Raw genomic sequence first — 22,636 nt, 5'->3', positions numbered from 1 at the left:
GCGGCGCCTCCCGGCCGACCGCCGTTTTTCTTTACCCCGCCCGCCCCAGGCTCATCCGCCCTGCCGCTTCGACGGATCGTCGCTGCGCGACGTCGTCGTCACGGTGCCCTGATTATCAAAATGGACGTTGAAGAACGCGCGGTCGGTTGACGATTCGAACCAGCGATAGCCCCAGACCTCCTCCTGCTTGAGCGCGAAGGCCTCCACCTTGGTGGGCTTGCCAAGCATCCGGCGGATCTGGTCCTTGTTCATGCCCGGCCGCACGCGCGCGAAATTGTCCGCGGTCAGCACCTGCTCGATGCTGCGCACGGTGCCGTCGGCGCTCGTTGTCACCATCCAGGTGGTCGCGCCCTCGGGGCCGCGCGGGTATTCCAGGCGCTTGCCGCCGTCGGCTTCCTCCCAGACGATCTCCGGCTTGCCCGCCTGACGACGGATATCCTCCTCCGTCGATTTGCCGATCTCGATGCCCTTGAACAACTGGCTGTCGGGCTTCACGCTGTTCCACGTATTGCGTGCGACGTCGCCGGCGCGCTTCATGGCTTCGTCCACTTTTTGCTGGTCGCAGCCAACCAGCGCGAGCAAGGAGGCAATCAGTCCCATGGCGAGAAGGCGTCTGCGCGACGCGTCAGTAAATGGCATGTCAACTCCAGTTCGATAAGAACGCTCATCGCTTGATGGCCTCCACCGGGTCCCCGGCCGGGGCGCTGGCGGCACCGTCCGGGCTGTCCGCATCCGCCGCGCGCCGTCCGCCGGCACCGCCCGAGAACAGGCTACTCCAGCTACCGAAGCGGCGGTTGAACAGCACCGACAATCCGTTGATCGAGCCCCCCTTGGCGATCAGCGACCAGCGGCGCGAAAACGCCCAGGTCAGCTTGACCACGTTGGACGCGGAAGTCAGGCTCTGCTCGTAGCCGACGGAAATCTGGTCGGTCACCGCCTTGCCGATGCTGACCACCTGCTGGTCGTTCAGGCCGGCCGTGGACGGACCGATCGAGAATTCGTCGATGCCGAAATGCGACACGACGCTCTTGCCGGCTTTCCCGCCGATCATGCCCAGCGCCGCGCCACCGAGCGCGCCGCCACTGAGCTGGCGCTGCTGGCCCGCGCCGGCGCTTTCCGCACCGTAGCCGAACATCAGCCAGGACAGCTTGTCTTCGTCCGGCACGTTCGGCTCGGAAACCAGTCGCACGCGCGGCAGGCGCACGGTGCCGGTGACCTCCACCCCCGCCTCCACTTCCAGGTTGCGGCGCATGGCGCGGATATTGATGTTGGGGTTGTCCACCGGGCCGTTGAAGTTGATGATGCCGCGCTCGATGTTGAGTTTGCGGCCGAACGCCTCGTACGTGCCATCGACCACGCGCACCGTGCCGGTCGCGCGCATCGGCGCCAGCGGCTCGCTCTTGATGCCGAGCTGGCCCGCGAGCAGCAGGTCCGCCCCGGCACCACGGAAGCGGAAGTCGTTGCCCAGGTCCACCGTGACATCGATGACCGGGCTGAAGCGGCTGGCCGGCTGGGTTTCGGGCACCGGCGTGGCCGCCGTCTTCACCTCGCGCTGGTCGCTGCGGCGCACCACGACCACATCGTCGCCCAGCACCGGTGCGCCGGCCTTGGGCAGGTCAAACAAGCCACGGTCGACGCGGAACTTGCCGCGAATCACCACCTGGCGGTTCTCGTTGGCGATGCCGGCCTCGCCCGACACGATCAGCGTGCGCTCGGGGCTGGCAAACAGCTGGAGCTTGTCCGCCACGATCCTGGCCGTCAGGTTGGGATCCGCCTCGCCCAGCTTCACATTGCCCGTCGCGGTCAGCGTGCCGTCGCCACCGCGGAAGCGCACCTGCTTCAGTTCCACCGTGTTCTGGTCCAGCACCACTTGCACCACGCCGTCGGTCAGGCGGATGCCCTGGTCGTACAGCGTGATGCCGATGTCGCTGCCATCGATGGTGCCCGTCAGCAGCGGGCTGCCGACCGTGCCGGCCAGCCGCAGCGCCGCCGCCAGCTTGCCGTCGAACGCGTACTGGGGACCAGTCAGCGCTTCCAGCGACTTCAGGCGCGGGATGTCCGCGGACACCGTGCCGCCCAGCGTGGATGCCGGACCGACCGTCAGCAGGCCCTGATCAGCCACCAGCCCCGCGGAGGCATCGATCGCGAGCTTGCCGATCCGCGTGGAGGACGTGCCGCCGCGCAGCGTCATGCGATTGCCGGCGAACTCGGCCCGCAGCGCGGTCTCGCCGAGGCCCAGCGTGGTCCAGCCACGCCCGGCATTCACCGACGCATCGCCGCTGCGGCGACGGATCTCGGCGAACCCGGAGACGGTCTCGGCCAGATTCACGTTCCAGCTACCATCGAGCACGAGGTCGGACCGGATCGGCGGCGCCTCGCCCGTCAGCGTCTGCATCAGCTTCAGCACATTGCCGACCTGCAGACCGTCGAGATTGCCCTGGGTGCGGATGCGGCCGTGGTCGAACTCGAAGCCATCGACGGTGAGCGTCGCGCGATCCAGCAGCAGCCGCGCCGGGCCCAGCCGGATGTGCTGAACGGCGACCAGCAGTTCCGTGGGCGCCGCCAGCCGCATGTTGGCCGCGCTGCGTGCCTCGAGCGTGCGGATCGTGCCGTTCCAGCCCTTCTCGCCATGCCATCCGCCCTGCCCGGACAGCGCCAGCTGCAGCGACTGCTCGTGCAGCGTGCCGACGGCCTTCGCATCGAACGTGTGGCTGCCCTGCGTGCCGGAGAGATTGGCGTCCAGCGTGCGCAGGCTGGCTTGCGGCCCCTGGTAGTCGCGCGCGGAAAGTTGCGCGGACAGCGTGCCGTCCAGGCCGCCGCGCAGTTCGGCATGGCCGCTGGCGCTGGCCACCTTGTGCGGGCCGATGACCAACGCCTGTGCGCTGTAGTCGCCAACGACCTCGGGCCGCCGGAGCGTGCCCGTGATATCGGCATCGAGCTTCGCGCGGCCGGACACGCCGAATTTCAGCCGGTCGAGCTGGGGCGCGTCCACGTTGACCCTGAGGTGGTCGCCGCGCGCGCCAAAGCTGCCCCGCAGGTTGACCTGGTTGCCCGCCATCGACAGAGACGCCTCGCTCGGCAGCAGGCGCTCTCCTTCCAGGCGCACCTTGCCGTTGCCCGTCATCGGCAGGCCGGCGTATTCGCTTTCCTGCAGGCCGAAGTCCACTGCCACGCGCAGGACCTTGGCGAGGGAGCCCGTGGCCGTGAAGTCCGCATTGATCCGACCCGGCGCCACCTTGGCCAGTCGCGCGGGGTCGAAGTTCGCCAGCTTGCCCTTGAAGCTGAACGCTTGCGTGTCCTTAAGCCCGAGCTTGCCCTCCGCCGTCAGCGTGCCGGCACCCAGGCCCGCGCGCAGTGCCGACAGCGTGACCGACTCCTCGTCGACATGGGCGTCGGCAAACAGCTTGAGTTCGCCGCCGGCCAAGTCCAGCGCCACGCTCTGGCGGCCCGGCTCCAGCCGCAGGATCACGGGGCCCGAGAGATTGGTCGGCACCAGGCTCGTGTGGAGCGCGGCGGCGTCGAGGCGATGCACATCGAGGTCGAAGCCGCCTCGCCCCTCGTGCAGCATCCCCTGGCCGACGATTTCGGCGCGGCCGGGCAAGGCGATGCGCAGGTCACGCAGCGTCTGCGCCATCTCGCTCAGTTCCACGCGCGCCTGCACGCTGTGCACGGGCAGGCGTTCCTTGTCGATCGGACCCGGATCGAGGTTGCGGACGGACACCTCGCCCGCGACGGCCAGCGGCGTTGGCTTTGGCACCGGCTGTGGCGGTGTTTGTGGCGCCGGTGCGGGCACAGGCGCGGATGCCGACGCGGCAGAGGCCGCCGCCACGGCACTGGCGGTGGACTGGCCCGGCGTCGGCGTGGCGATCTTCGGGGGCGGCGCCACGGCCTCCACCGGGCGCAAGTCGGCGTGCACGGTCAGGTTCGCTTGCGGCGCGGAGGGGCTGAACAGGCGCGGATTGATCCGCTCGCCGTCCAGCAGCAAATGTGTGAACGGCACCTTGCCGAATGGCGTGAGGTCGATGGCGGCACGGCCGCGAATCCGGTCGCCGGTCGCTTCCGCCTCGGCGCGCAGGGCCTCCAGCGATCCGCTCGCGGTGGCGGCCAGCGCGAAGGACTCCTGCTGCCACCGCCCCTCGAGCAGCGCTTCCGCCGATAGCGCGAACGGCGCCTTGCCCGCGATCTGCGCGTTGGCCTGCAGCTTGCCGTAAGGCGTCGTGAGCCGGTCCACCACGGCGCGGTGGCGCTGGCCATCGGAATGCAGTGCGCCCGACAGCTCGGAAAACTCGAGCGGCGTGGCGGTGGCCGGCGGGCCTTGCAGCAGCGTCAGGCGCTCGATCGTCAGCGTGTCGATATCGATCGCCAGCGGCAGTTCCAGCGAAGCCGGCATCTTCGCCGGCTCGGTCGACGGCGGCGACGCCGGCAGGCGCGCGTCCACCTTGCCGATCCGCAGCCATGCCACATGCAATCGCGCCGGGGACCACACCACATCCCATCGGGTATCGATACGATCCACGGCCACGCGGGTGTCGCCGCTCTCGAACACCACGTCGCGCAGCCGCAGCCCGCTCGCCACCGTGCCGCCGTCGAGCTTGCCGGCCAGCATGCCGGCGGAGACGCGCGTCGCCAGGTTCCACAGGTGCCGCGTGCCGGCTTCGGTACGCAGCGCCAGCACGATGGCGGTTGCGGCAACGACGGCCAGTATCAGCACCACGCCGACGATCCAGGCCAGCGCGTGCCAGACGTGCCGCCAGCCTCGCCCGCCCCGTCCGCCTTCCGGACGTGGCGCGTTCTGGTCGCGGCGCGGCACGGGGGGCATGTCGGGCACGCTCATGCCGCCGCCTCCGTTCGCCATGTCTTGCACGTCGCCATCAGAACGCCACCCCCAGCGAGATATGCGGCCGGAACTGCTTCTGCTGGATGCCGTAGCCCACATCCAGCTGCACCGGGCCTACCGGGCTGCGCCAGCGCGCGCCGACGCCCACGCCGTGATAGATCTTGATGCCGTCGAGGTTGTTGGTGGCGGTGCCCATGTCCCAGAATACCGCCGCGCCCCACTCCGGCTTGAACCAGTACTGGTATTCCACGCTGCCGGTGCCCAGATAGCGCGCGGGCAGCACGCTGGCTCCATCCGGCGTGCCGATGGACTGGTAGCTGTAGCCACGGATGGAATCGGTGCCACCCGCGCGGAAGCGCAGCGAGGCCGGGATGTTGGCCGGATCGCTCGATGTCATATCGGCCCCCACCTCCAGACGCGCGATGAACAGGTCGCGGTTGCCCACCGGCACGTACTGCCGGATGCGACCGTAGACCCGCAGGAAGGTCGCATCGCTGAGAAAACCCTTGGCGGCCACGCCGACCTGGGTGTTGATCACGTTGCCCCGGCGCGGGAAGACGGGGTTGTCGACATCGCGCCGCGTCCACGCGAACGCCGGCACGAGCGCCTTGGACAACTGGCTTGGCTGGCCGAACGGCACCAGGTTGTCGTAGTAGTAGTCCAGCGACACCGTGGTGTCGTACCTCTCCCGCGAGCGCGAGCGCTTGAGGCCGGCGCGCCAGCTGGTCAGGTCGGTACTCTCCAGGTCGATCGTGCGTTCGTAGCTGCCGTAGATGCTGTTGCGAAAGGTGTGCGTATCGGGCGGCATCGCGGCTTCCAGGAACCCATACTGTCGCTTCTGTTCGATCCGCGCCTGCGAGTCGAGCACCCACGCCCGATTGAACAGGTTGTAGTACGAATAGCGCCCTTCCACCTGCGCGCCAGTATCGGTCGTATAGCCCACGCCGGAGTTGAGCCGGTGGGGCGGATTCTCGCGCACGCGCACCCTGACCGGAGCCACCACCGTATCGGGCAGCACGGCGCCACCGGCGGCTCCCGCGGCGCCCTCCGGCCCATCGGCTTTCACCGGGGTCGGGTCCACCAGGTCGACCTGCACGTTCGAGAAGTAAGGCTGGTTCTGGATCGCCCGCTGCAATTCGAGCAGGCGCTCCACGCGATAGGGCTCGCCCTCCACGAGCGGGTTCACGTTGCGCACGATCAGTTCAGGATAGCGGCGCGGGCCCTCCACCTGCAGCGGGCCCAGCACGTAGGCCGGTCCGCTCTCATAGCGTGCGGAGAGGTCCGCCGCCTGTTCGTCCGGTTCCACGCGCGCCCGCGACGCCGCCAGTTTGGCGCCGTAGTAGGTGTGGCTCTGCAGCGTCACCAGCGCGTCTTCCTTGGCCTTGTCCCAATCGGCCTGGCGGAACGGATCGCCCACGGGCAGGCCCCATTTGGCGCGCATCTGCGCCACCTGTTGCGGGTTTTGCGTGGCGGCCGGCCCGGTCACCTCCAGGTCCACGCGGCGGATCAGCGTGCGGGCGCCCGGGTCCACGGTGATATGGACCACGCGATCCTTGCCCTCGCCTTCCACGGTGGCCTTGGTCACGGGATCGAACCAGCCCTCGGTGGAGGCAAACTGGCGCACCTGCTCGCCCACGGTTTCCACCATGTAGTCGAACTGGTCGTCAGACATATCGGTGCGGGTTGCGTAGCGCGCCAGGTCCAGGTGCTCTTCGAGGATGCCCTTGAGCGCCTTGGGGGCGTCGATTTCCACCTTGTAGGCGGCGCTGGCGGCCGGGGCAGCCGGGGCGAACAAGGCCAGCGCCGTGGCCAGCGCCAGCGTCAACGCCGCGAGGCCGGCGCGGATCGCGGGCGCGCGATGGCCGGCACCCGTCGGGGTGCGGCGCGGCGCCAGGCTTGCAGCGATCTTCGCGGCCAAGTGACCCAAATCGATCCCCATCCGTCCGTGTCGAACCAGCAAAGTCGCTATTTGACCACACCCGGCACGGCGTCCGAAGCCGAAATCGGCCCCGGTGGCGGCCTGGCGGGCCATCCGGGGGCTCCGGCCCACGGATTCCTGCCGGCGCCCGTGCCCGATACGGTAAAATCCAGCCCCACTATTCCCCTACTCAGCCCAAGGGCGCAGGTTTCATCATGGCCATGTACGAATCGGACATTACCCAGTTCATCAAGACGCTCAAGCAAGAGCGTCCCGCCCTGGAAGCGGAACAGCGCGAGGGCCGCGCCCTGCTGTGGGACAAGACGCCGATCGACCTGGAAGAGCGCTCCCGCGCCGACGCCTCGCGCGTGGCGCAAAAGCCGTACGTATATTCGTCCGGCAACTGATTCCGGACCCCGAACGGGACCCGACCGGATGCATCCGAGCGAAAAGGACGCGCAGGAGAAGCTGACCCTGCCCGTGGAGCTGCCCAGCGTGGCCCCGGGCGCGGCCGGCATCCCGCCCGGCCCCGGCGACATGGTCGACGGCATGGCGTTCGCGCGCCTGTATGGCGAGCCGCTGTTCAAGCTGCCGCAAGACCTGTACATCCCGCCCGATGCGCTCGAGATCTTCCTGGAAGCGTTCGAAGGCCCGCTGGACCTGCTGCTCTACCTGATCCGCAAGCAGAACTTCAACGTGCTGGACATCCCGATGTCCCAGGTGACGCGTCAGTATCTCCTGTATATCGAGGAGATCCGGAAGACCAACCTGGAACTGGCCGCCGAGTACCTGCTCATGGCCGCCATGCTCATCGAGATCAAGTCCCGCATGCTGCTGCCGGTCAAGAAGGCCGACAGCGACGAGGAAGCCGAGGATCCGCGCGCGGAACTGGTACGCCGCCTGCTGGAATACGAGCAGATGAAGCTAGCCGCGCAGCGGCTGGACACCGTACCGCAGCTCGGGCGCGATTTCCTGCGCTCGCAGGTCTATATCGAGCAAAGCCTGGCGCCGCGCTTCCCGGACGTGGAAACGGTAGACCTTCAGGCCGCCTGGGCCGACGTGCTCAAGCGCGCCAAGCTCAACCAGCATCACAAGATCTCGCGCGAGGAACTGTCCGTGCGCGAGCACATGAGCCAGATCCTGCGCCGGCTGCAACACGCGCGGTTCATGGAATTCACCGAACTGTTCGAAGACGCCATCCGCTCCGGCAAGGGCGTGCCGGTGGTGGTCGTGAACTTCATCGCCATGCTGGAACTGTCGCGCGAGGCGCTCGTGGAGATCACGCAGGCCGAGCCGTTCGCGCCAGTTTATGTGCGATTGGCGTACACGCCGACCTGATCCCGCCGATTTTTGCGCCACCGGCGGCGCCCCGCGCGCCGCGCATGCTCTACAATCCGCCCACAGCCGGCCAGGACGTTACAGAGCCCGGCACCCCCGATGCCAGTCACCGGGACGCTCCTACCACGACAGCACTCCACGTTCATGAAAGTCATCTCCACCATTCAAGAACTGCGGGACCAGTTGCGCGGGCAGAACCGCGCGGCGTTTGTCCCCACCATGGGCAACCTGCATGAAGGCCACCTGTCGCTGATGCGCCTGGCGCGCCAGCATGGCGACCCCGTGGTGGCGTCGATCTTCGTCAACCGGCTGCAGTTCGGCCCGAACGAGGACTTCGACAAGTACCCGCGCACGCTGCAGGACGACATCGAGAAGCTGCAGAAGGAAGGCGTGTATGTGCTGTTCGCCCCGACCGAGCGCGACATGTATCCCGAGCCGCAGGAATACCGCGTGGAGCCGCCGCACGACCTGGGCGACATCCTGGAAGGCGAATTCCGCCCCGGCTTCTTCAAGGGCGTGTGCACGGTGGTGATGAAGCTGTTCTCGTGCGCGCAGCCGCGCGTGGCGGTGTTCGGCAAGAAGGACTACCAGCAACTGATGATCGTGCGCCGCATGGTCAACCAGTTCGCGCTGCCGATCGACATCATCCCTGCCGAGACCGTGCGCGCCGAGGATGGCCTGGCGCTGTCCTCGCGCAACCGATACCTGAGCCCGACCGAGCGCGCCGAGGCGCCCGTCCTCTACAAGACGCTGCACGAGGTGCGCGACACCGTGCTGGGCGCGGATGGCGTGGACCTGCTGGCCGTGGAGGCCGATGCCGTATCCCGGCTGCAGGCGCGCGGCTGGAATCCGGACTATGTGTCGATCCGCAAGCGCAGCAACCTGCAGGCGCCGACGCGCGAGGAATTCGCGGCCGGCGAACCGCTGGTGGTGCTCACCGCCGCCAAACTGGGACCGACGCGCCTGATCGACAATCTGGAAATCTGATCCCGACCGCACTGGCGGACGAAAAAAAGGCCTGCTCTCGAACTTTCGATGCAGGCCTTTTTGCTTGTTTTTGCTGGCTTTGACTGATTCCCCCGGGACGGCTGCAAGACGCGCCGCCCCCGGCACCGCGCGACACGCTACGCTCGCCGTACGCGCTCCCGCTCCTGCGTGCGCACCACGTGCCGGCGATGACCGGTGCGCCGCTTCCACCAGATCAGCACACCCGTCACGGCAAACGCCAGCGGCATCAGCCCGAACAGCGTGATGAACGCGCGGCCGGGGATTCCGAACGCCTCGCCCGTGTGCAGCGGGAACAGCCAGTTGATAAAGGTATCGCCGGACGACGCGTCATGCGGGTCGCGCGCGCCGAGTCGCTGGCCGGTGTAGGCGTCGAGCCAGAGTCGCGTGGCGCCGCTGTCCGCGCGCACTTCGCCCGGCTGGCGCAGACGCACTTCGTAGGCGTCGCCGGGCTTGCGCGGCAGGCTGATACGCGTCACCAGCGCGGCCGGGTACTGCTGCTGGGCGGCCGTCATCGCCTGTGCCGGGGTGAGGGGGTGGGCGCCGGGCGCGGGGGTGGCCGACTGGTGCTTCTCCGGCGGGCTCACCGTCATCACGCTGCTGATGATCGGCGTGACCCACTTGGGCAGGTTCAGGTACCAGCCCGAGAACGCGATCGTCGCCAGCACCGGCGCCATGAAAATGCCGCCTACGCGGTGGAAGGTGTACGTGAACCGTGACCAGGAACCGCCGTGCCGGATCCGCACCGACTGCTTCAGCGCGCGCAGCTGCAACTTGGGCCACCAGAGCGCCACGCCCATCAGCACCGTGATCAGCAGCATCATCCCCGTCACGCCCGTGATGGTCTTGCCGGTATCCCCCGAGAGCAGGTAGCGGTGCAGATGGAACACCGTCGGCAACAGTTGCTGGCGCGACAGGCCCGGCACGCCCCAGAGCCGCTCGCCCTTCACGGCCAGCGTGATCGGGTCGATCATGACCTGGCGCGAACGACCGACGCCGGCCTCCGGCCCTTTGATCGGATAGTACGCAATGAAGACGCCGTGCTCCTCCATCGGCAGCATCAGCAGGTTCGGCTTGCCGTAGTGGGGGTCCGCCATCAGCTTGGCCGTCACCGATTCCACCGTGGCGGCGCCGACCGGAATGCGCGTGGCGGACGATGCCTGGAGCAGGTCGGGGTTCAGCCAGGTGTCGAGTTCATCACGCCAGGCGATGACAGTACCGGTCAGCCCCATCAGCACGAACAACAGTCCGAAACTCAGGCCAACGTAGAGATGAAGCTTGACGAAAACGGTGCGCAGACGGCCGGAGACCATGGAGGGGGGCTAGGACGGTGTCGATCCGGCGTGGCGAGGCATCGCACGACGGGCTATATATATCTGTCGCAGCAGCATCTGTGCGGATTGCCGCAAATGCAAATACGAAGGATTCGCGATTCTATCAGCGCCGCGCTAAGATCGGCTAAGATCGGAAAACGACGCCCCCGCCGCCCCGTCGCGCATCGCCAACATCGCCCCCCATGTCTGACATCGAACTCGTCCCTGCCACATCCGAAGATGCGGACCTGCTGGCCAACCTACACGCCGATAGCTGGCGGCACGCCTACATCGGCCTGATTCCCGACGACTATCTGCGGCACCACGCGCACGCCGAGCGCCTGGCCACCTGGCGCGCGCGCATGCTCGATGGCGCGGAGGGGCCGCTGGATGTCACGATCCTGCGCGTGGATGGCAAACCCGCCGGATTTTCCTGCCTGATGCCACTGGCCGAGCCGGGCTATGGCATCTACCTGGACAACCTGCACGTGCTGCCAGCGTTCCATGGAATGGGCCTCGGCAAGCGGCTCATGCACCACTGCGCCGCGCACGTCGCCGCCGAGTGGCCCGGCAAGCCGCTGTTTCTGTACGTGCTGGATGGCAACGAGCAGGCGCGCACGTTCTACCGGCGCCTGGAAGGCGAGGAATCGGACCGCTTTGACGATCCGTTCCCCGGCACCGACGTGATGGTGCCGATCCGTCGCGTCACCTGGATGGACGTGGACGTGCTGGTCAGCCGGCTGGCGCGGGCGTAGCCCCGTCGATCCCGGACGGTGGCGCGCCGCCGTCGAGCCAGTGCAGAATGGGCTGCCACTGCTCCCAGTCGCGCGCCACGCGCGATGGCGCCACATCCCACAGCGTCAGCCCGTGCGCGGCCAGCTGGACGTAGTTCTGCGTATCGCGCAGGTAACCCAGCACCGGCAGCCCCAGACCCTCCACGAAGCGCCGCAGTTGCTCGGCCGCGCGCGTGCGCATGTCCACGCGCATGCCAATGACGCCGACGGGCACCTCGCCTTGCCGCACGCGCTTGTCGTCAGCCAGCTTGGCGAGAAATTCCTGGGTGGCGAGGATATCGAACATCGAGGGTTGCAGCGGCACCACCACGCGGTGGGCCAGCTTCATGACGTCGGAGAATCGCCAGCCGTGGAGCCCCGCCGGGGTATCCAGCACCACATGTGTGGTGCCCCTGGGCGGCCTGGCGATGTGGTCGGCGTTGATGTCCCAGCTGAGGATCGGGGGGGCGGATGCCGGGCGCAGGCCCAGCCAGGCGCGCGAGGACTGCTGGCGGTCGGTATCGCCGAGCATCACGGCATGCCCGTGACTGGCGAAATACCCGGCGAGATTGGTCGCCAGCGTGGTCTTCCCCACGCCGCCCTTGGGATTGGCGATCACGACTACCGGCATGAAAATCCTCCAATGTCCGATGGCTGCCATGAACTGCCGTGAAACCCATGAAAAACGCCGCCCGGGCTGGCGGCGTCATGGCGGGCCGGCCAAGCCCTCCGCTAGTGTAGCGGTTTCGCCCCTTATTCCGGCATCCGCAATGGCCCCAACATCGCTTCCAGGTCCAGGTGGGCGGCCAGGCTGTCGGCCAGCCGGTGGATCGACGCCTCGCGCAGCGCGGCCAGATCCACGCCCTCCGCGCTCCCGAGCCCCGCCCAGCACAACAGCGCGCCGCAGCCGGCAGGGTCGTCGAACAGCCCGTGGACATAGGTCGCCAGCACCTGTCCGTCGGCGGACCGGGCCCCGTCCGGCCTGTTGCCATCCAGCCACAGCGCCGGACGATCGAGCGCCGGCCCCGCCGTCACGCCCAGGTGGATCTCGTAGCCACGCACCGTGGCGTCTTTCCGGGCGTTCTCCCCGGCGCTTTCGCCGACCTCTTCCGCGAGGGCCAGCCGGCCACTGACCTGCCGCAACTGCTTTTCCGGGGCCAGCGTCGTGTCGAAATCGAGCCAGCCCAGTCCCGGACTCGATCCCGCTTGCCCTTCCCGGCCGTCCGGATCGTGGATCTGGCGGCCCAGCATCTGCATGCCGCCACAGATCCCGATCAGCTTGCCGCCATAGCGCAGATGCCGCGCCAGCGCGCGGTCCCAGCCATGGGCGCGCAGGAAGTCGAGGTCGGCCCGCACGCTCTTGCTGCCGGGCAGGATGACCAGGTCCGCCGCAGGAATCGGCATGCCCGGCCCGATGAACTGAAGGTCCACCCCCGGGTGGGCGCGCAAGGCGTCGAAATCGGTATGGTTGGAAATGCGCGGCAGCACCGGCACGATCACGCGCAGCAGCGCGTCCGGCGTGCCACGCTTGGCCGCCTGCGCGCCGATGATGGCGTCCTCCGCATCGAGGTGCAGCCCGTGCAGGTAAGGCAGCACGCCGAACACCGGCTTGCCCGTGCGCGCGGTCAGCCAGTCGAGCCCCGGCTGCAGCAGGCCGATGTCCCCGCGAAAGCGATTGATGATGAAGCCGGTCACGCGGGCCCGCTCGGTCTCCGACAGGCAGTCGAGCGTGCCGACCAGATGCGCGAACACGCCGCCACGGTCGATATCGGCGACCAGCACGACCGGGCAGTCCACGCGTTCGGCAAAGCCCATATTGGCGATGTCGCGGTCGCGCAGGTTGATCTCCGCCGGGCTGCCGGCGCCCTCCACCAGCACCACGTCATACGCCTGTTTCAGACGGTCATGGCTCTCCAGCACGGCGGCCATCGCCTGCGGCTTGTAGGCGTGATAGGCGCGGGCGTCCAGGTCCATGCGCGCGCGGCCGTGAATGATGACCTGCGCGCCGATGTCGCTGCTGGGCTTGAGCAGCACCGGATTCATGTCGGTATGGGGGGCCAGTCCGGCCGCCAGCGCCTGCAGGGCCTGGGCCCGGCCGATTTCGCCGCCATCGACCGTGACGGCACTGTTCAGCGCCATGTTCTGCGGCTTGAACGGCGCCACCGGCACGCCGGCGCGCGCCAGCACGCGGCACAGGCCAGCCACCACGGTGCTCTTGCCCGCATCGGAGGTGGTGCCCTGAACCATCAGGGTGCCGCGTAGGGCACGCGGGGCAAACGGAAATGCAGGAACGGAGGCGGGATCGGGTCGCATCGGCGAATTATCGCAGGGCGACCCCGAAAACGGTCACGCACTCTGCAAGATCCGTGCGTGCGGCGCCCGGATGCGACCGCTACAATACGCCGCATGGAAACCAAGGCTACCGCCCGCGCGCTGGGCATCACCGCCAGCGCTGAACCCGCATCGGCAGGCGCCGCCACCGCCAGCGAACCCGCCACGCAGGTCGCCCCGCGCGAAGCCCCGGGCGGCATGGCGCCGCGCGAGCTCACGCTGGTGCTCGGTGGCGCGCGCTCCGGCAAAAGCCATTTCGCCGAACAGCTGGCCACCGACCACGCCGCCATGACGCGTGGCCCCGTCACGTACATCGCCACGGCCCGCCATGACGCCGATCCGGCCGACGAGGAAATGGAGTTGCGCATTGCGCTGCATCGCGCGCGCCGGCCGGCGGACTGGGCGCTTGTCGAAGAGCCGGTCCATCTGGCGGACGCGCTGTATGCGCATGCCAGCCATGACGGCTGCATCCTCGTGGATTGCGTGACGCTGTGGCTCAACAACCTGCTTTTCGACGAGAACCGCAGCTACCCCGAGCACGGCGTCATCACGCCGCCGCCGGCGTTCACCGAGGAAATCGACGCGCTGCTCACGGCCCTGCCGCTGCTGCCCGGACACGTGATCCTGGTCTCCAACGAGATCGGCTTCGGCGTGGTGCCGACCGGCGCGGTCACGCGCTTCTATGTCGACGAACTGGGCCGCCTGAACCAGAAGCTGGCCGCCGCGGCGGATCGCGTGCGGTTGCTGGTGGCCGGGATTCCCGTCGCGGTCAAGGGTGCGGATCCCGCATGATCATGCTGTCCTGGCCGGCCTGCGTGGCGGCCGCCATCTCCGGCGTGCTGCTGGACCGCTGGCTCGGCGAGCCGCGCCGGTGGCATCCGCTGGTCGGCTTCGGCCGGCTGGCTGCGGCGCTGGAACGCCGCCTCAATCGACCTGAACGCGCCAACCTGCGCCAGCGCATCGCGGGCCTGCTGGCGTGGGCGCTGATGGTGCTGGGGCCGGCCACAGTTGCGTGGCTGCTGGTCGACCTCGCGCGAGCCGTGCACCCTGCCCTGTCCTGGCTGCTGCACGCGATCGCGCTGTACGCCGCGCTCGGCGCGCGCAGTCTCGATCAACACATCGCCCCGATCGCCAGTGCGCTGGCCCAGGGCGACCTGCCCGCCGCGCGCGCGCTGACCGCGCGGATCGTCTCGCGCGACACCCACGATGCCGACACCGAAGCGCTAGCCCGCGCCGCCTGCGAGTCAGCGCTCGAGAACGGCAACGACGCCATTTTCGGCGCGTTGTTCTGGTTCCTCGTTGGCGGCGCGCCAGCAGTCATCGCCTTCCGGCTGGCCAACACGCTGGATGCGATGTGGGGCTATCGCACGCCGCGCCTGCTGATGTTCGGCTGGGCGGCGGCACGCATCGACGACCTCCTGAACCTGATTCCCGCGCGGCTCACCGCGTTGTCGTACGCGCTGCTCGGCGCCACGTCGCAGGCATTGCGCTGCTGGCGCACGCAGGCAGGCGCGTGGTCCAGCCCGAACGCGGGCCCGGTCATGGCGGCCGGCGCGGGCGCGGTGGGCGTGGCACTCGGCGGCGGCGCGCGCTACCACGGCGAGTGGGAAGAGCGACCGCCACTCGGCGCGGGCCAGCCCCCCGGCGCGGCCCATGTGCACGCCTGCCTGCGGCTGGTGCAACGCACGCTGTGGCTCTGGCTTGGGCTGGCAATGGTGAGCGTGCCCGTGGCCCGCGCGCTGGGCCTGGCATCGTGACGAACGTGGTGCCGAATCCCACGACAAATGCCATGAAGCATCCTGCAATCGATCCTGCGGCGAACCGCGACACAAGCCTCGCGCCGAACCTCGTGACAGGCGTCGCTCCCGTGCCATCGACTTCGCCAACGCCGGCGATTCCCCCCATTCCCCCCATTCCCCCCATTCCCCCGATCCGTCACGGCGGCAACCTGCTGGCCGCCGTGCACCGCTATGGCAGGCCTGCCGCCGCGTGGCTCGACCTCTCGACCGGCATCAATCCGGATGGCTATCCCGTCCCGCCGCTTCCCGCCGATGTGTGGCAACGGCTGCCGCAGGACGACGAAGGCCTGGCGGAGATCGCTGCGCAGGCCTACGGCGCGCCGCATGCACTGCCGGTGGCCGGCTCGCAGGCCGCGATCCGCGCGCTGCCGCGCCTGCTCGCGCCGGGGCGCGTCGGCATGGCCGCGCTCGGCTACAGCGAGTACGCGCCGGCCTTTGCGCAGGCCGGCCACACCGTTGTGCCGCTGACCGAAGCGGACTTCGCGCACGACAATCTGGTGGAGGGGCTCGATCATCTGGTCGTCGTCAATCCCAACAATCCGACCGCGCGCCTGCTGCCGGCGGACACACTGTTGCGCTGGCACGCGCAACTATCGGCGCGCGGCGGCACGCTGATCGTCGACGAGGCATTCATGGACGGCGTGGTGACCCCACCGCTGGCGACACCATCGGCGCTATCGTTGGCGACACCGTTGGCCGCGTCACTGGCCGCGTGCGCCGATGCGCCGGGCCTCGTCGTGCTGCGCTCCATCGGCAAGTTCTACGGGCTGGCCGGGTTGCGCTGCGGCTTTGTGCTGGCGGCGCCGGACCTGTTGGCCGCGCTGGCGGAACTGCTCGGCCACTGGACCGTCTCCGGCCCGGCCCGCGCCGTCGCGCGGCTCGCGCTGACTGATACGGCATGGCACGCGGCCACGCGGGCGCGTTTGGCGACGGCGGGCCAGCGGCTTGCCATGCTGCTGCGCGACCACGGCCTCACGCCGGTTTCGCAGCCACTGTTCAGCTGGGTGCCCACCCCGCACGCTGCCGCACTGCACGAGGCCCTGGCGCGCGAAGGCGTCTGGACCCGCCTGTTCGACGCCGCGGGCGATTGCGCCCCAAGCCTGCGTCTGGGGCTGCCTCCTGACGACGATGCGGCCTGGCAGCGGCTGGACCGCGCGCTGGCGGCCGCCATCTGCGCCCTCGAAATCCGCGCCCTCGAATCCTGACTGATCGCCGACACCTCATGAATGCCTCGTGGATGACCGGCACATGACGACCCGCCAGCCGACACCCGTAATGACGACCTGCCAATGATGACCCACTTCACAGCACGCGCCGCGCTGGCTGCCGCTGCCCTGATCGCCCCCCAACTCGCCCACGCCGCCGTATCGGCGGTGGACGATTCCGGCCAGACCGTCACACTGGCCCAGCCGGCGCGCCGCATCGTCTCGCTGGCACCGCACGTGACCGAACTGATTTACGCAGCCGGCGGCGGCGACCGCATCGTCGGCACCGTGAGCTACAGCGACTTTCCGCCAGAGGCGCGCGACCTTCCGCGCGTGGGCGATAACAAGGCGCTCGATCTGGAGCGCATCGCCGCGCTCAAGCCGGACCTGATCGTGGTCTGGCGCCACGGCAACGCGCAGAAGCAGACGGACCGCCTGCGCGCGCTGGGCATGCCACTGTTCTTCAGCGAGCCGCGCAAGCTGGAATCGATCCCCGAGAACCTGGAAAAACTCGGCACGCTGATGGGCACCGAGGCGGTGGCCACACGCGCCGCGACCGACTTCCGCCAGCAGGTGGAGACGCTGCGCAAGACCTACGCCAGCCGCGCGCCCGTGACGGTGTTCTACCAGGTCTGGCAGCAGCCGCTGATGACCCTCAACGGCCAGCACCTGGTCAGCGACCTGCTGGCGCTCTGCGGCGGCCGCAACCTGTTTGCGAACGAAACCCCGCTGGTGCCGACGGTATCGGTGGAAGCCGTGATCGCCGGGAATCCCGAGGCCATGCTGACGGCAGGCATCGGCGCCACGCGCCCGGACAAGCCGCTCGCAGATTTTTCGATGTGGGAGAAGTGGAAGCAGGTGACCGCCGTGGCGCGCAACAACCTGTTCATCATCGACGGCGATCTGGTCAATCGCGCCGGTCCGCGCGTGGTCAAGGGCGCGGCGGAGATCTGCAAGGATCTGGAAATCGCGCGCTCACGCAGGGCCGGCCGGCCCGGTTAGTGGTTGGATCGAAAGCGCGCGGCCGCAGACAGCACAAGTGGTACGGCAAGGCCGCGCAACAACGCCAGGATCGTTTTGAAACGACCTCTCAGTCTGCCAGGCGGTTCCACCAGCCGAGCCGCGCAGTCCCTGCTCCACGCGGGTCGCCCAGCCGGAAGTGGCACGTGGCGCCGAACGCCAGTTCCCACTGCATGGTCTGGGCGAGCGTCAGGCCCAGCCAGTGCGCCGCCAGCATCCGCATCGGGCCGGCGTGGGTCACGACCCACAGGCAGCGCTCCTGGCCATCCTGGCCGGCAGGCAGCGAATCGGCCCACTCCACGACGCGCGCCATGACCTGCGCGGCACTCTCGCCGCCATGCGGGCGCGCCTCCATCAGGTTCGCCGCCCAGTCATCCAGATCCGCGCTCGGGATCGTGTCCCAGTGGCGCCCTTCCCATTCGCCGAAGTCCAGCTCACGCAGCCGGGGCTGAACCTCGCACGCCAGCGATCCGGCCTTGTCCGGTTCGATGCTGTCCAGCCACCGCACCAGTTGCGCGGCGGTCTCGCGTGCACGGGCCGCCGGACTCGTGATGATTCGGTCCGGCCACAAGCCGTGCAGCGTCGACACGATGCGCGCCGGCGCCGGCGAAACCGGCATCGCCAGGGCGAGGTCGAGTATGCCGTAGCAGATATTCGGCGCCACCTCGGGACGCGCGTGCCGGATCAGGACCAATTCCATGCCGCGGCCACCAGATAGATCGACAATTCCGCAAGCTGTTGGGCCATGCCGAGGCAATCCCCGGTATAGCCGCCCAGCCGCCGCACGAAGTACGCGCCCAGTGCCGCGCGCAGGACGGCCAGCACCAGGACGGCCACGCCCGCGAACATCGGCGACAGCAGCACCAGCGGCACCACGCCGCACGCCAGTACGAACAGCAGCCCCAGACCCGACAGGCGCTGCGCAACCGGCTTGGCCTTGCCCTCGGCCCGCACATATTCGTGCGTGGCCAGGAACGTGATGGCCATGGTCCGGCTGGCGCCATGGGCCGCCACCAGCACGGCCAGCAGCACCACCAGTCCGCCCGCATTGCCCACGGCCAGCAGCAGTTGCCACTTCAGCAGCAGCGCGATGACGATGGCAATCGCCCCGAACGCGCCCACGCGCGAATCGTGCATGATCGCCAGCACGTCCTCGCGCCGGTTGCCTCCGCCAAACGCGTCCACGCAGTCGGCCAGGCCGTCTTCATGAAACGCCCCGGTCAGCAGCAACGTCGCCGCCATGCCCAGCACCACGGCCACCGAGGGCGACCACAACTCCATCGCACCCGCCGTGACCAGTGCGCCCGCCAGCCCGACCAGCAGGCCGACCAGCGGAAAATACCGCGCCGCTGCATTGAGGTAGTGCGGCTCGAACCCGACCCAGTCCGCCAGGCGAGGCGGCAACGGCACGCGCGTGAAATAGCCGAGGGCCGTCAGGAAGAAGCGGAGCTCGTTGGCCATGGCTGCGTTGTGTTTCAGGCCGATGCGGTGCTGACGCCCGCGCCGCTGAACGTGGCCATCTCGCGCAGGAATGCGGCGGCGGACGCCACCAGCGGCCAGGCCAGCGCGGCGCCGGTGCCCTCGCCCAGGCGCAGGTCCAGCGCCAGCAACGGCTCGGCGCGGAACTCGGCCAGCAACGCGCGATGGCCGCGCTCGTGCGAGCAATGCGAGAACACGCAGTACTGCAACACGGTCGGGTCGATGCGGGCGGCCACCAGCAGCGCAGCCGATGCGATGAAGCCATCGACCAGGATCACCATGCGGCTGGCGGCTGCGGCCAGATAGGCGCCGGTCATCGCCGCGATCTCCAAGCCGCCGAACGTGGCCAGTACGTCGAGCGGCGCGGTGACCTCGGCGTGCCGCGCCAGTGCCTGCTCCAGCACCGCGCGCTTGCGGGCCACGCCGGCATCGTCCAGGCCCGTGCCGCGGCCGGTGCATTCGGCCAGCGGCAGGCCGGTCAGCCGGCTCATCACGCAAGCCGCGGCGGAGGTATTGGCAATGCCCATTTCGCCAAAGCCGATGACGTTCGTGCCCTGCTGCGCGTGGCTCAGCACGCGCGCGATGCCGGCCTGGATGGCCGCGCCGGTCTGCTCGCGCGTCATCGCCGGTTCGTCGACAAAGTTGCGCGTGCCATTGGCCACGCGGCAGTTCACCAAGCCTGGCGCCGCCGGCAGTGGCGCGCGCACGCCGGCGTCCACCACTTCCAGCGCCATGCCGTGCAGCCGCGTGAACACGTTGATCGCGGCGCCGCCGCCCAGGAAGTTCAGCACCATCTGGGCGGTGACTTCGGCCGGAAACGCACTGACGCCCGCGTCGGCCACGCCGTGGTCGCCGGCAAACACGATGATGGCCGGACGGGTCAGCTCGGGCTTTGTCTCGCCGCGAATCAGGCCGATCTGCATGGCGAGCGATTCCAGCCGGCCCAGCGAACCGGGCGGTTTGGTCTTGTCGTCGATGGCGGCCTGCAGCACCGGACGCAGCGCTTCATCGAGCGGCGCGATCGGGGGGAGCGGCACGGCGTAATCGGCAAGATGCGCCGAAAGGTGCGCGGGGAGATTCTCGGAGAGAGGCGGCATGTTTCGAATCCGGATTGACGATCGCTGACGGTTGGCGTGGTGGCAACGGGATTACATTTCCACACCGCGCTGGGCCTTGATGCCCTGCTGGAACGCGTGCTTCACCGGGGTCATGTCGGTCACGGTGTCGGCGGCTTCCACCAGCGCGGGCGGCGCGCCGCGACCCGTGATGACCACGTGCTGCATGGCGGGCCGCGCACGCAGGTCGGCAATCACCTGTTCGACATCGAGGTAGTGCAGCTTCAGCGCGATATTGAGTTCGTCCAGCAGCACCAGGCCGATGGCCGGGTCGCGCAGCAGGCGGCGGGCCACTTCCCATGCGGCCTGCGCCTTTGCGACGTCGCGCGCACGGTCCTGGGTCTCCCAGGTGTAGCCCTCGCCCATCACGTGGAATTCGCACTGTTCGGGATACCGCCGCAGGAACATTTCCTCGCCGCTGGGGATGGCGCCCTTGATGAACTGGACCACGCCGGTCTGCATGCCGTGGCCCATCGCGCGCACCACCATGCCGAAGCCGGAACTCGACTTGCCCTTGCCGTTGCCCGTGGTGATGACGATCACGCCGCGCTCGGTTTGCGCGGACGCGATCTTTGCATCGACGACTTCCTTCTTGCGCTCCATGCGCGCCTTGTGGCGGGCATCGCGTCCGGCGTTTTCGGGGGTGGTATCGATATCGCTCATGTCTGGTTTCCATTGGCGTCCGTTACCGGACGCGAAATGCCATCGGGAATCAGCGCGGTGTGCGTGCCGTCGCTGACGCTGACGATGGGCGTGCGCAGCGCCCGGGAGCACTGCGCGGGGGTGAGTACCTGGTGGGCGGGGCCGTGCAATGCGTGGCCATCCTCGGCCATCAGCAGCGCGTGCGTCGCATAGCGGCGCGCCAGGTTGAGATCGTGCAGGATGACCAGCGCGGCGTGGCGGCCAGCGGAGGTCAGCCGCTTCAGCAGTTCCAGAACCAGGATCTGGTGGCGCAGGTCCAGGTGGGCCACGGGTTCGTCGAGCAACAGCAGCGGTGCTTGCTGCGCCATCGCCGCCGCCAGCGATGCGCGCTGGCGCTCGCCGCCCGAAAGCGTGAGCACGTCACGCACGGCAAGCGATTCGAGATCGAGTTCGCGGATGACGTCGCGCACCACGGCGTCGTCATCCCCCTTGCCCCAGCCCCAACCGCTCAGGTGCGGATGGCGGCCAACGCGCACCGCATCGCGCACGATCATCGAGAACGTATCGTGCACGGCCTGTGGAAGGTAGGCGCGCTGGCGCGCCAGCGCCGCCGGGGCGATGTCCGTGGCGGGGGTCTCGTCGACCCGCACCTCGCCGCCGTCGGGTGCGCGCAGTCCCGCCAGGACGCCCATCAGCGTGGACTTGCCCACGCCGTTGGGGCCAACCACGCACCAGAGCTGGCCCGCTTCGATCTGCATCGACAGGCCATCGACCAGCACCCGGTTGCCCGCGCGCAGGCGCACGTCGTGCAAGGCCAGCCGGGGGCACGGCGCGAGCGGCTCGAACCAGTGGCTCATCGCGGCCTCCGCAGCAACAAATAGAGAAAGGTGGGAACGCCAAGCAGCGCGGTAATGACCCCCACCGGCAATTGCGCCGGGGCGATCACGGTCCGCGCGATCAGGTCGGCGGCCATCAGCAGCGCGCCGCCCATCAGCACGGACGCTGGCAGCAGCAGGCGCTGGTCGTTGCCCCATGCGAGGCGCACCAGGTGCGGCACCACCAGCCCGACAAAGCCGATCGACCCGGCCGTGGTGATGGCCGCCGCAATCGAAAACGACGCAATCAGGAACGTGCCCAGCCGCACGCGGCCGACGCGCACACCGAGTGATTGCGCCACGGTCTCGCCCAGCAGCATCACGTTGAGCGAGCGCGCCATCGGCATGGACAGCCCGAGGGCCACGACCAGCGTGGCCAGCGCGGCACCGTAGCTGGCGGTGCCGCCCAGGTCACCGGTCAGCCAGAACAGCATGCCGCGCAGCCGCGATTCCGGCGCAATTGCCAGGATCAGCGTGATCAGCGCGCCCCAGCCCGCGGCCAGGATCACACCGGTCAGCAGCAGCCGGGCACCGGCCTCGTGATGACCGCCCTGCACCTGCGGATGCAGCAGGTCACGGCGTGCCAGCGTGGCCACCAGCACCATCGAGAACAATGCTCCGCCGGCCGCGCCTGCCTGCACTGCCCACAGTGGCAGCGTCAGCAGCATCGCCAGCAGCGCGCCCGTGGACGCGCCGCCGGAGACGCCCAGCACATAGGGCTCCGCCAGCGGGTTGCGCAGCAGTACCTGCATCAGCGCGCCGGACAACGCCAGCAGGCCGCCGCAGGCAAAGGCCGCGGCGGCGCGTGGCAGGCGCAGTTCGCGCACGATGGCGCCAGCGGTGCCGGTATCGGCCCCGGTCAGGGCCTGCCAGAGCTGCGCGGCGTCCAGCGAGACGCTGCCGAGCGCCAGCGACAGGCCAAACACGGCCAGCCCCGCTACCCCGAGTACCAGCCAGACAGCCAGCGCGCGCCGGAACTCAGCCAT

The 22,636-nt window shown here is 68.9% G+C and carries 20 protein-coding genes; 8 read left to right on the top strand and 12 right to left on the bottom strand.

The genetic code is table 11. From position 1 onward, the window contains the following. Window positions 1-51: 51 nt before the first annotated feature. The 3 genes from bamE to AC1DOX_RS10810 all read right to left on the bottom strand — a co-directional run bounded on the left by bamE (window position 52) and on the right by AC1DOX_RS10810 (window position 6,776). Entirely contained in the window at window positions 52-600 is a 549-nt protein-coding gene (gene bamE, locus AC1DOX_RS10820) for an outer membrane protein assembly factor BamE domain-containing protein (RefSeq protein ID WP_441616120.1), read from the bottom strand. Window positions 601-664: 64 nt separating this feature from the next. Continuing rightward, window positions 665-4,834, bottom strand: a complete 4,170-nt coding sequence (locus AC1DOX_RS10815) for a translocation/assembly module TamB domain-containing protein (RefSeq protein ID WP_441615904.1) — start codon at window positions 4,832-4,834, stop codon at window positions 665-667. A gap of 37 nt (window positions 4,835-4,871) precedes the next feature. Further along, complete coding sequence (locus AC1DOX_RS10810; protein WP_477101329.1) at window positions 4,872-6,776, bottom strand: autotransporter assembly complex protein TamA; 1,905 nt, start codon at window positions 6,774-6,776, stop codon at window positions 4,872-4,874. A gap of 194 nt (window positions 6,777-6,970) precedes the next feature. Between AC1DOX_RS10810 and AC1DOX_RS10805 the strand changes: the two genes are divergently transcribed. The 3 genes from AC1DOX_RS10805 to panC all read left to right on the top strand — a co-directional run bounded on the left by AC1DOX_RS10805 (window position 6,971) and on the right by panC (window position 9,080). Beyond that, entirely contained in the window at window positions 6,971-7,162 is a 192-nt protein-coding gene (locus AC1DOX_RS10805; protein WP_092135041.1) for a DUF3460 family protein, read from the top strand. A gap of 28 nt (window positions 7,163-7,190) precedes the next feature. Next, window positions 7,191-8,093, top strand: coding sequence for a segregation and condensation protein A (locus AC1DOX_RS10800; protein WP_092135042.1), 903 nt, complete (start codon window positions 7,191-7,193; stop codon window positions 8,091-8,093). A gap of 144 nt (window positions 8,094-8,237) precedes the next feature. Further along, window positions 8,238-9,080: a pantoate--beta-alanine ligase gene (gene panC / locus AC1DOX_RS10795; RefSeq protein WP_092135043.1), complete on the top strand. Its 843-nt coding sequence runs from the start codon at window positions 8,238-8,240 to the stop codon at window positions 9,078-9,080. A 137-nt stretch (window positions 9,081-9,217) separates the two neighbouring features. On the opposite strand, the gene AC1DOX_RS10790 is transcribed toward panC, so the two are convergent. Further along, window positions 9,218-10,411: a PepSY-associated TM helix domain-containing protein gene (locus AC1DOX_RS10790; RefSeq protein WP_477114015.1), complete on the bottom strand. Its 1,194-nt coding sequence runs from the start codon at window positions 10,409-10,411 to the stop codon at window positions 9,218-9,220. Between the two features lie 203 nt (window positions 10,412-10,614). Between AC1DOX_RS10790 and AC1DOX_RS10785 the strand changes: the two genes are divergently transcribed. Continuing rightward, window positions 10,615-11,166 (top strand): GNAT family N-acetyltransferase, encoded by a 552-nt coding sequence (locus AC1DOX_RS10785; protein ID WP_441615897.1) that lies wholly within the window; start codon window positions 10,615-10,617, stop codon window positions 11,164-11,166. Here AC1DOX_RS10785 and AC1DOX_RS10780 read toward each other — a convergent pair. Both AC1DOX_RS10780 and AC1DOX_RS10775 read right to left on the bottom strand, forming a co-directional pair. Next, window positions 11,144-11,815 carry a nucleotide-binding protein gene (locus tag AC1DOX_RS10780; protein ID WP_441615895.1) on the bottom strand — a complete coding sequence of 224 codons (672 nt, stop codon included), beginning with the start codon at window positions 11,813-11,815 and terminating at the stop codon, window positions 11,144-11,146. The two genes, AC1DOX_RS10785 and AC1DOX_RS10780, sit on opposite strands and share 23 nt — an antisense overlap. Before the next feature lie 122 nt (window positions 11,816-11,937). Next, a complete protein-coding gene (locus AC1DOX_RS10775; RefSeq protein ID WP_441615893.1) occupies window positions 11,938-13,497 on the bottom strand; it encodes a cobyric acid synthase in 1,560 nt (519 codons plus the stop codon). Between the two features lie 93 nt (window positions 13,498-13,590). Between AC1DOX_RS10775 and cobU the strand changes: the two genes are divergently transcribed. The 4 genes from cobU to AC1DOX_RS10755 all read left to right on the top strand — a co-directional run bounded on the left by cobU (window position 13,591) and on the right by AC1DOX_RS10755 (window position 17,521). Beyond that, window positions 13,591-14,307, top strand: a complete 717-nt coding sequence (gene cobU / locus AC1DOX_RS10770) for a bifunctional adenosylcobinamide kinase/adenosylcobinamide-phosphate guanylyltransferase (RefSeq protein ID WP_441615891.1) — start codon at window positions 13,591-13,593, stop codon at window positions 14,305-14,307. Beyond that, window positions 14,304-15,272 carry an adenosylcobinamide-phosphate synthase CbiB gene (gene cbiB, locus AC1DOX_RS10765; protein WP_441615889.1) on the top strand — a complete coding sequence of 323 codons (969 nt, stop codon included), beginning with the start codon at window positions 14,304-14,306 and terminating at the stop codon, window positions 15,270-15,272. The genes cobU and cbiB overlap by 4 nt, the downstream gene beginning before the upstream one ends. 32 nt (window positions 15,273-15,304) lie before the next feature. After that, window positions 15,305-16,519, top strand: a complete 1,215-nt coding sequence (gene cobD / locus AC1DOX_RS10760) for a threonine-phosphate decarboxylase CobD (protein WP_441615887.1) — start codon at window positions 15,305-15,307, stop codon at window positions 16,517-16,519. Between the two features lie 87 nt (window positions 16,520-16,606). Beyond that, window positions 16,607-17,521 (top strand): cobalamin-binding protein, encoded by a 915-nt coding sequence (locus AC1DOX_RS10755; RefSeq protein ID WP_441616118.1) that lies wholly within the window; start codon window positions 16,607-16,609, stop codon window positions 17,519-17,521. Window positions 17,522-17,609: 88 nt separating this feature from the next. On the opposite strand, the gene cobC is transcribed toward AC1DOX_RS10755, so the two are convergent. Genes cobC through AC1DOX_RS10725 form a run of 6 tightly spaced genes read right to left on the bottom strand, consistent with a single transcriptional unit; the run spans window position 17,610 to window position 22,636 of the window. Next, window positions 17,610-18,239 (bottom strand): alpha-ribazole phosphatase family protein, encoded by a 630-nt coding sequence (gene cobC / locus AC1DOX_RS10750; protein ID WP_441615885.1) that lies wholly within the window; start codon window positions 18,237-18,239, stop codon window positions 17,610-17,612. Continuing rightward, entirely contained in the window at window positions 18,224-19,000 is a 777-nt protein-coding gene (locus AC1DOX_RS10745; protein ID WP_441615883.1) for an adenosylcobinamide-GDP ribazoletransferase, read from the bottom strand. Before AC1DOX_RS10745 ends, cobC begins: the two co-directional genes overlap by 16 nt. 14 nt (window positions 19,001-19,014) lie before the next feature. Continuing rightward, window positions 19,015-20,115 (bottom strand): nicotinate-nucleotide--dimethylbenzimidazole phosphoribosyltransferase, encoded by a 1,101-nt coding sequence (gene cobT / locus AC1DOX_RS10740; protein ID WP_441615881.1) that lies wholly within the window; start codon window positions 20,113-20,115, stop codon window positions 19,015-19,017. Window positions 20,116-20,166: 51 nt separating this feature from the next. Then, complete coding sequence (gene cobO, locus AC1DOX_RS10735; RefSeq protein WP_441615879.1) at window positions 20,167-20,796, bottom strand: cob(I)yrinic acid a,c-diamide adenosyltransferase; 630 nt, start codon at window positions 20,794-20,796, stop codon at window positions 20,167-20,169. Further along, entirely contained in the window at window positions 20,793-21,632 is an 840-nt protein-coding gene (locus AC1DOX_RS10730; RefSeq protein WP_441615877.1) for an ABC transporter ATP-binding protein, read from the bottom strand. The genes cobO and AC1DOX_RS10730 overlap by 4 nt, the downstream gene beginning before the upstream one ends. Beyond that, window positions 21,629-22,636 carry a FecCD family ABC transporter permease gene (locus tag AC1DOX_RS10725; protein ID WP_441615875.1) on the bottom strand — a complete coding sequence of 336 codons (1,008 nt, stop codon included), beginning with the start codon at window positions 22,634-22,636 and terminating at the stop codon, window positions 21,629-21,631. Before AC1DOX_RS10725 ends, AC1DOX_RS10730 begins: the two co-directional genes overlap by 4 nt.

Source organism: Cupriavidus sp. 01L415 (assembly GCF_056400065.1).
Note: the sequence above shows the minus strand (reverse complement) of the source record. Positions and strands in the feature narration are given on the sequence as shown.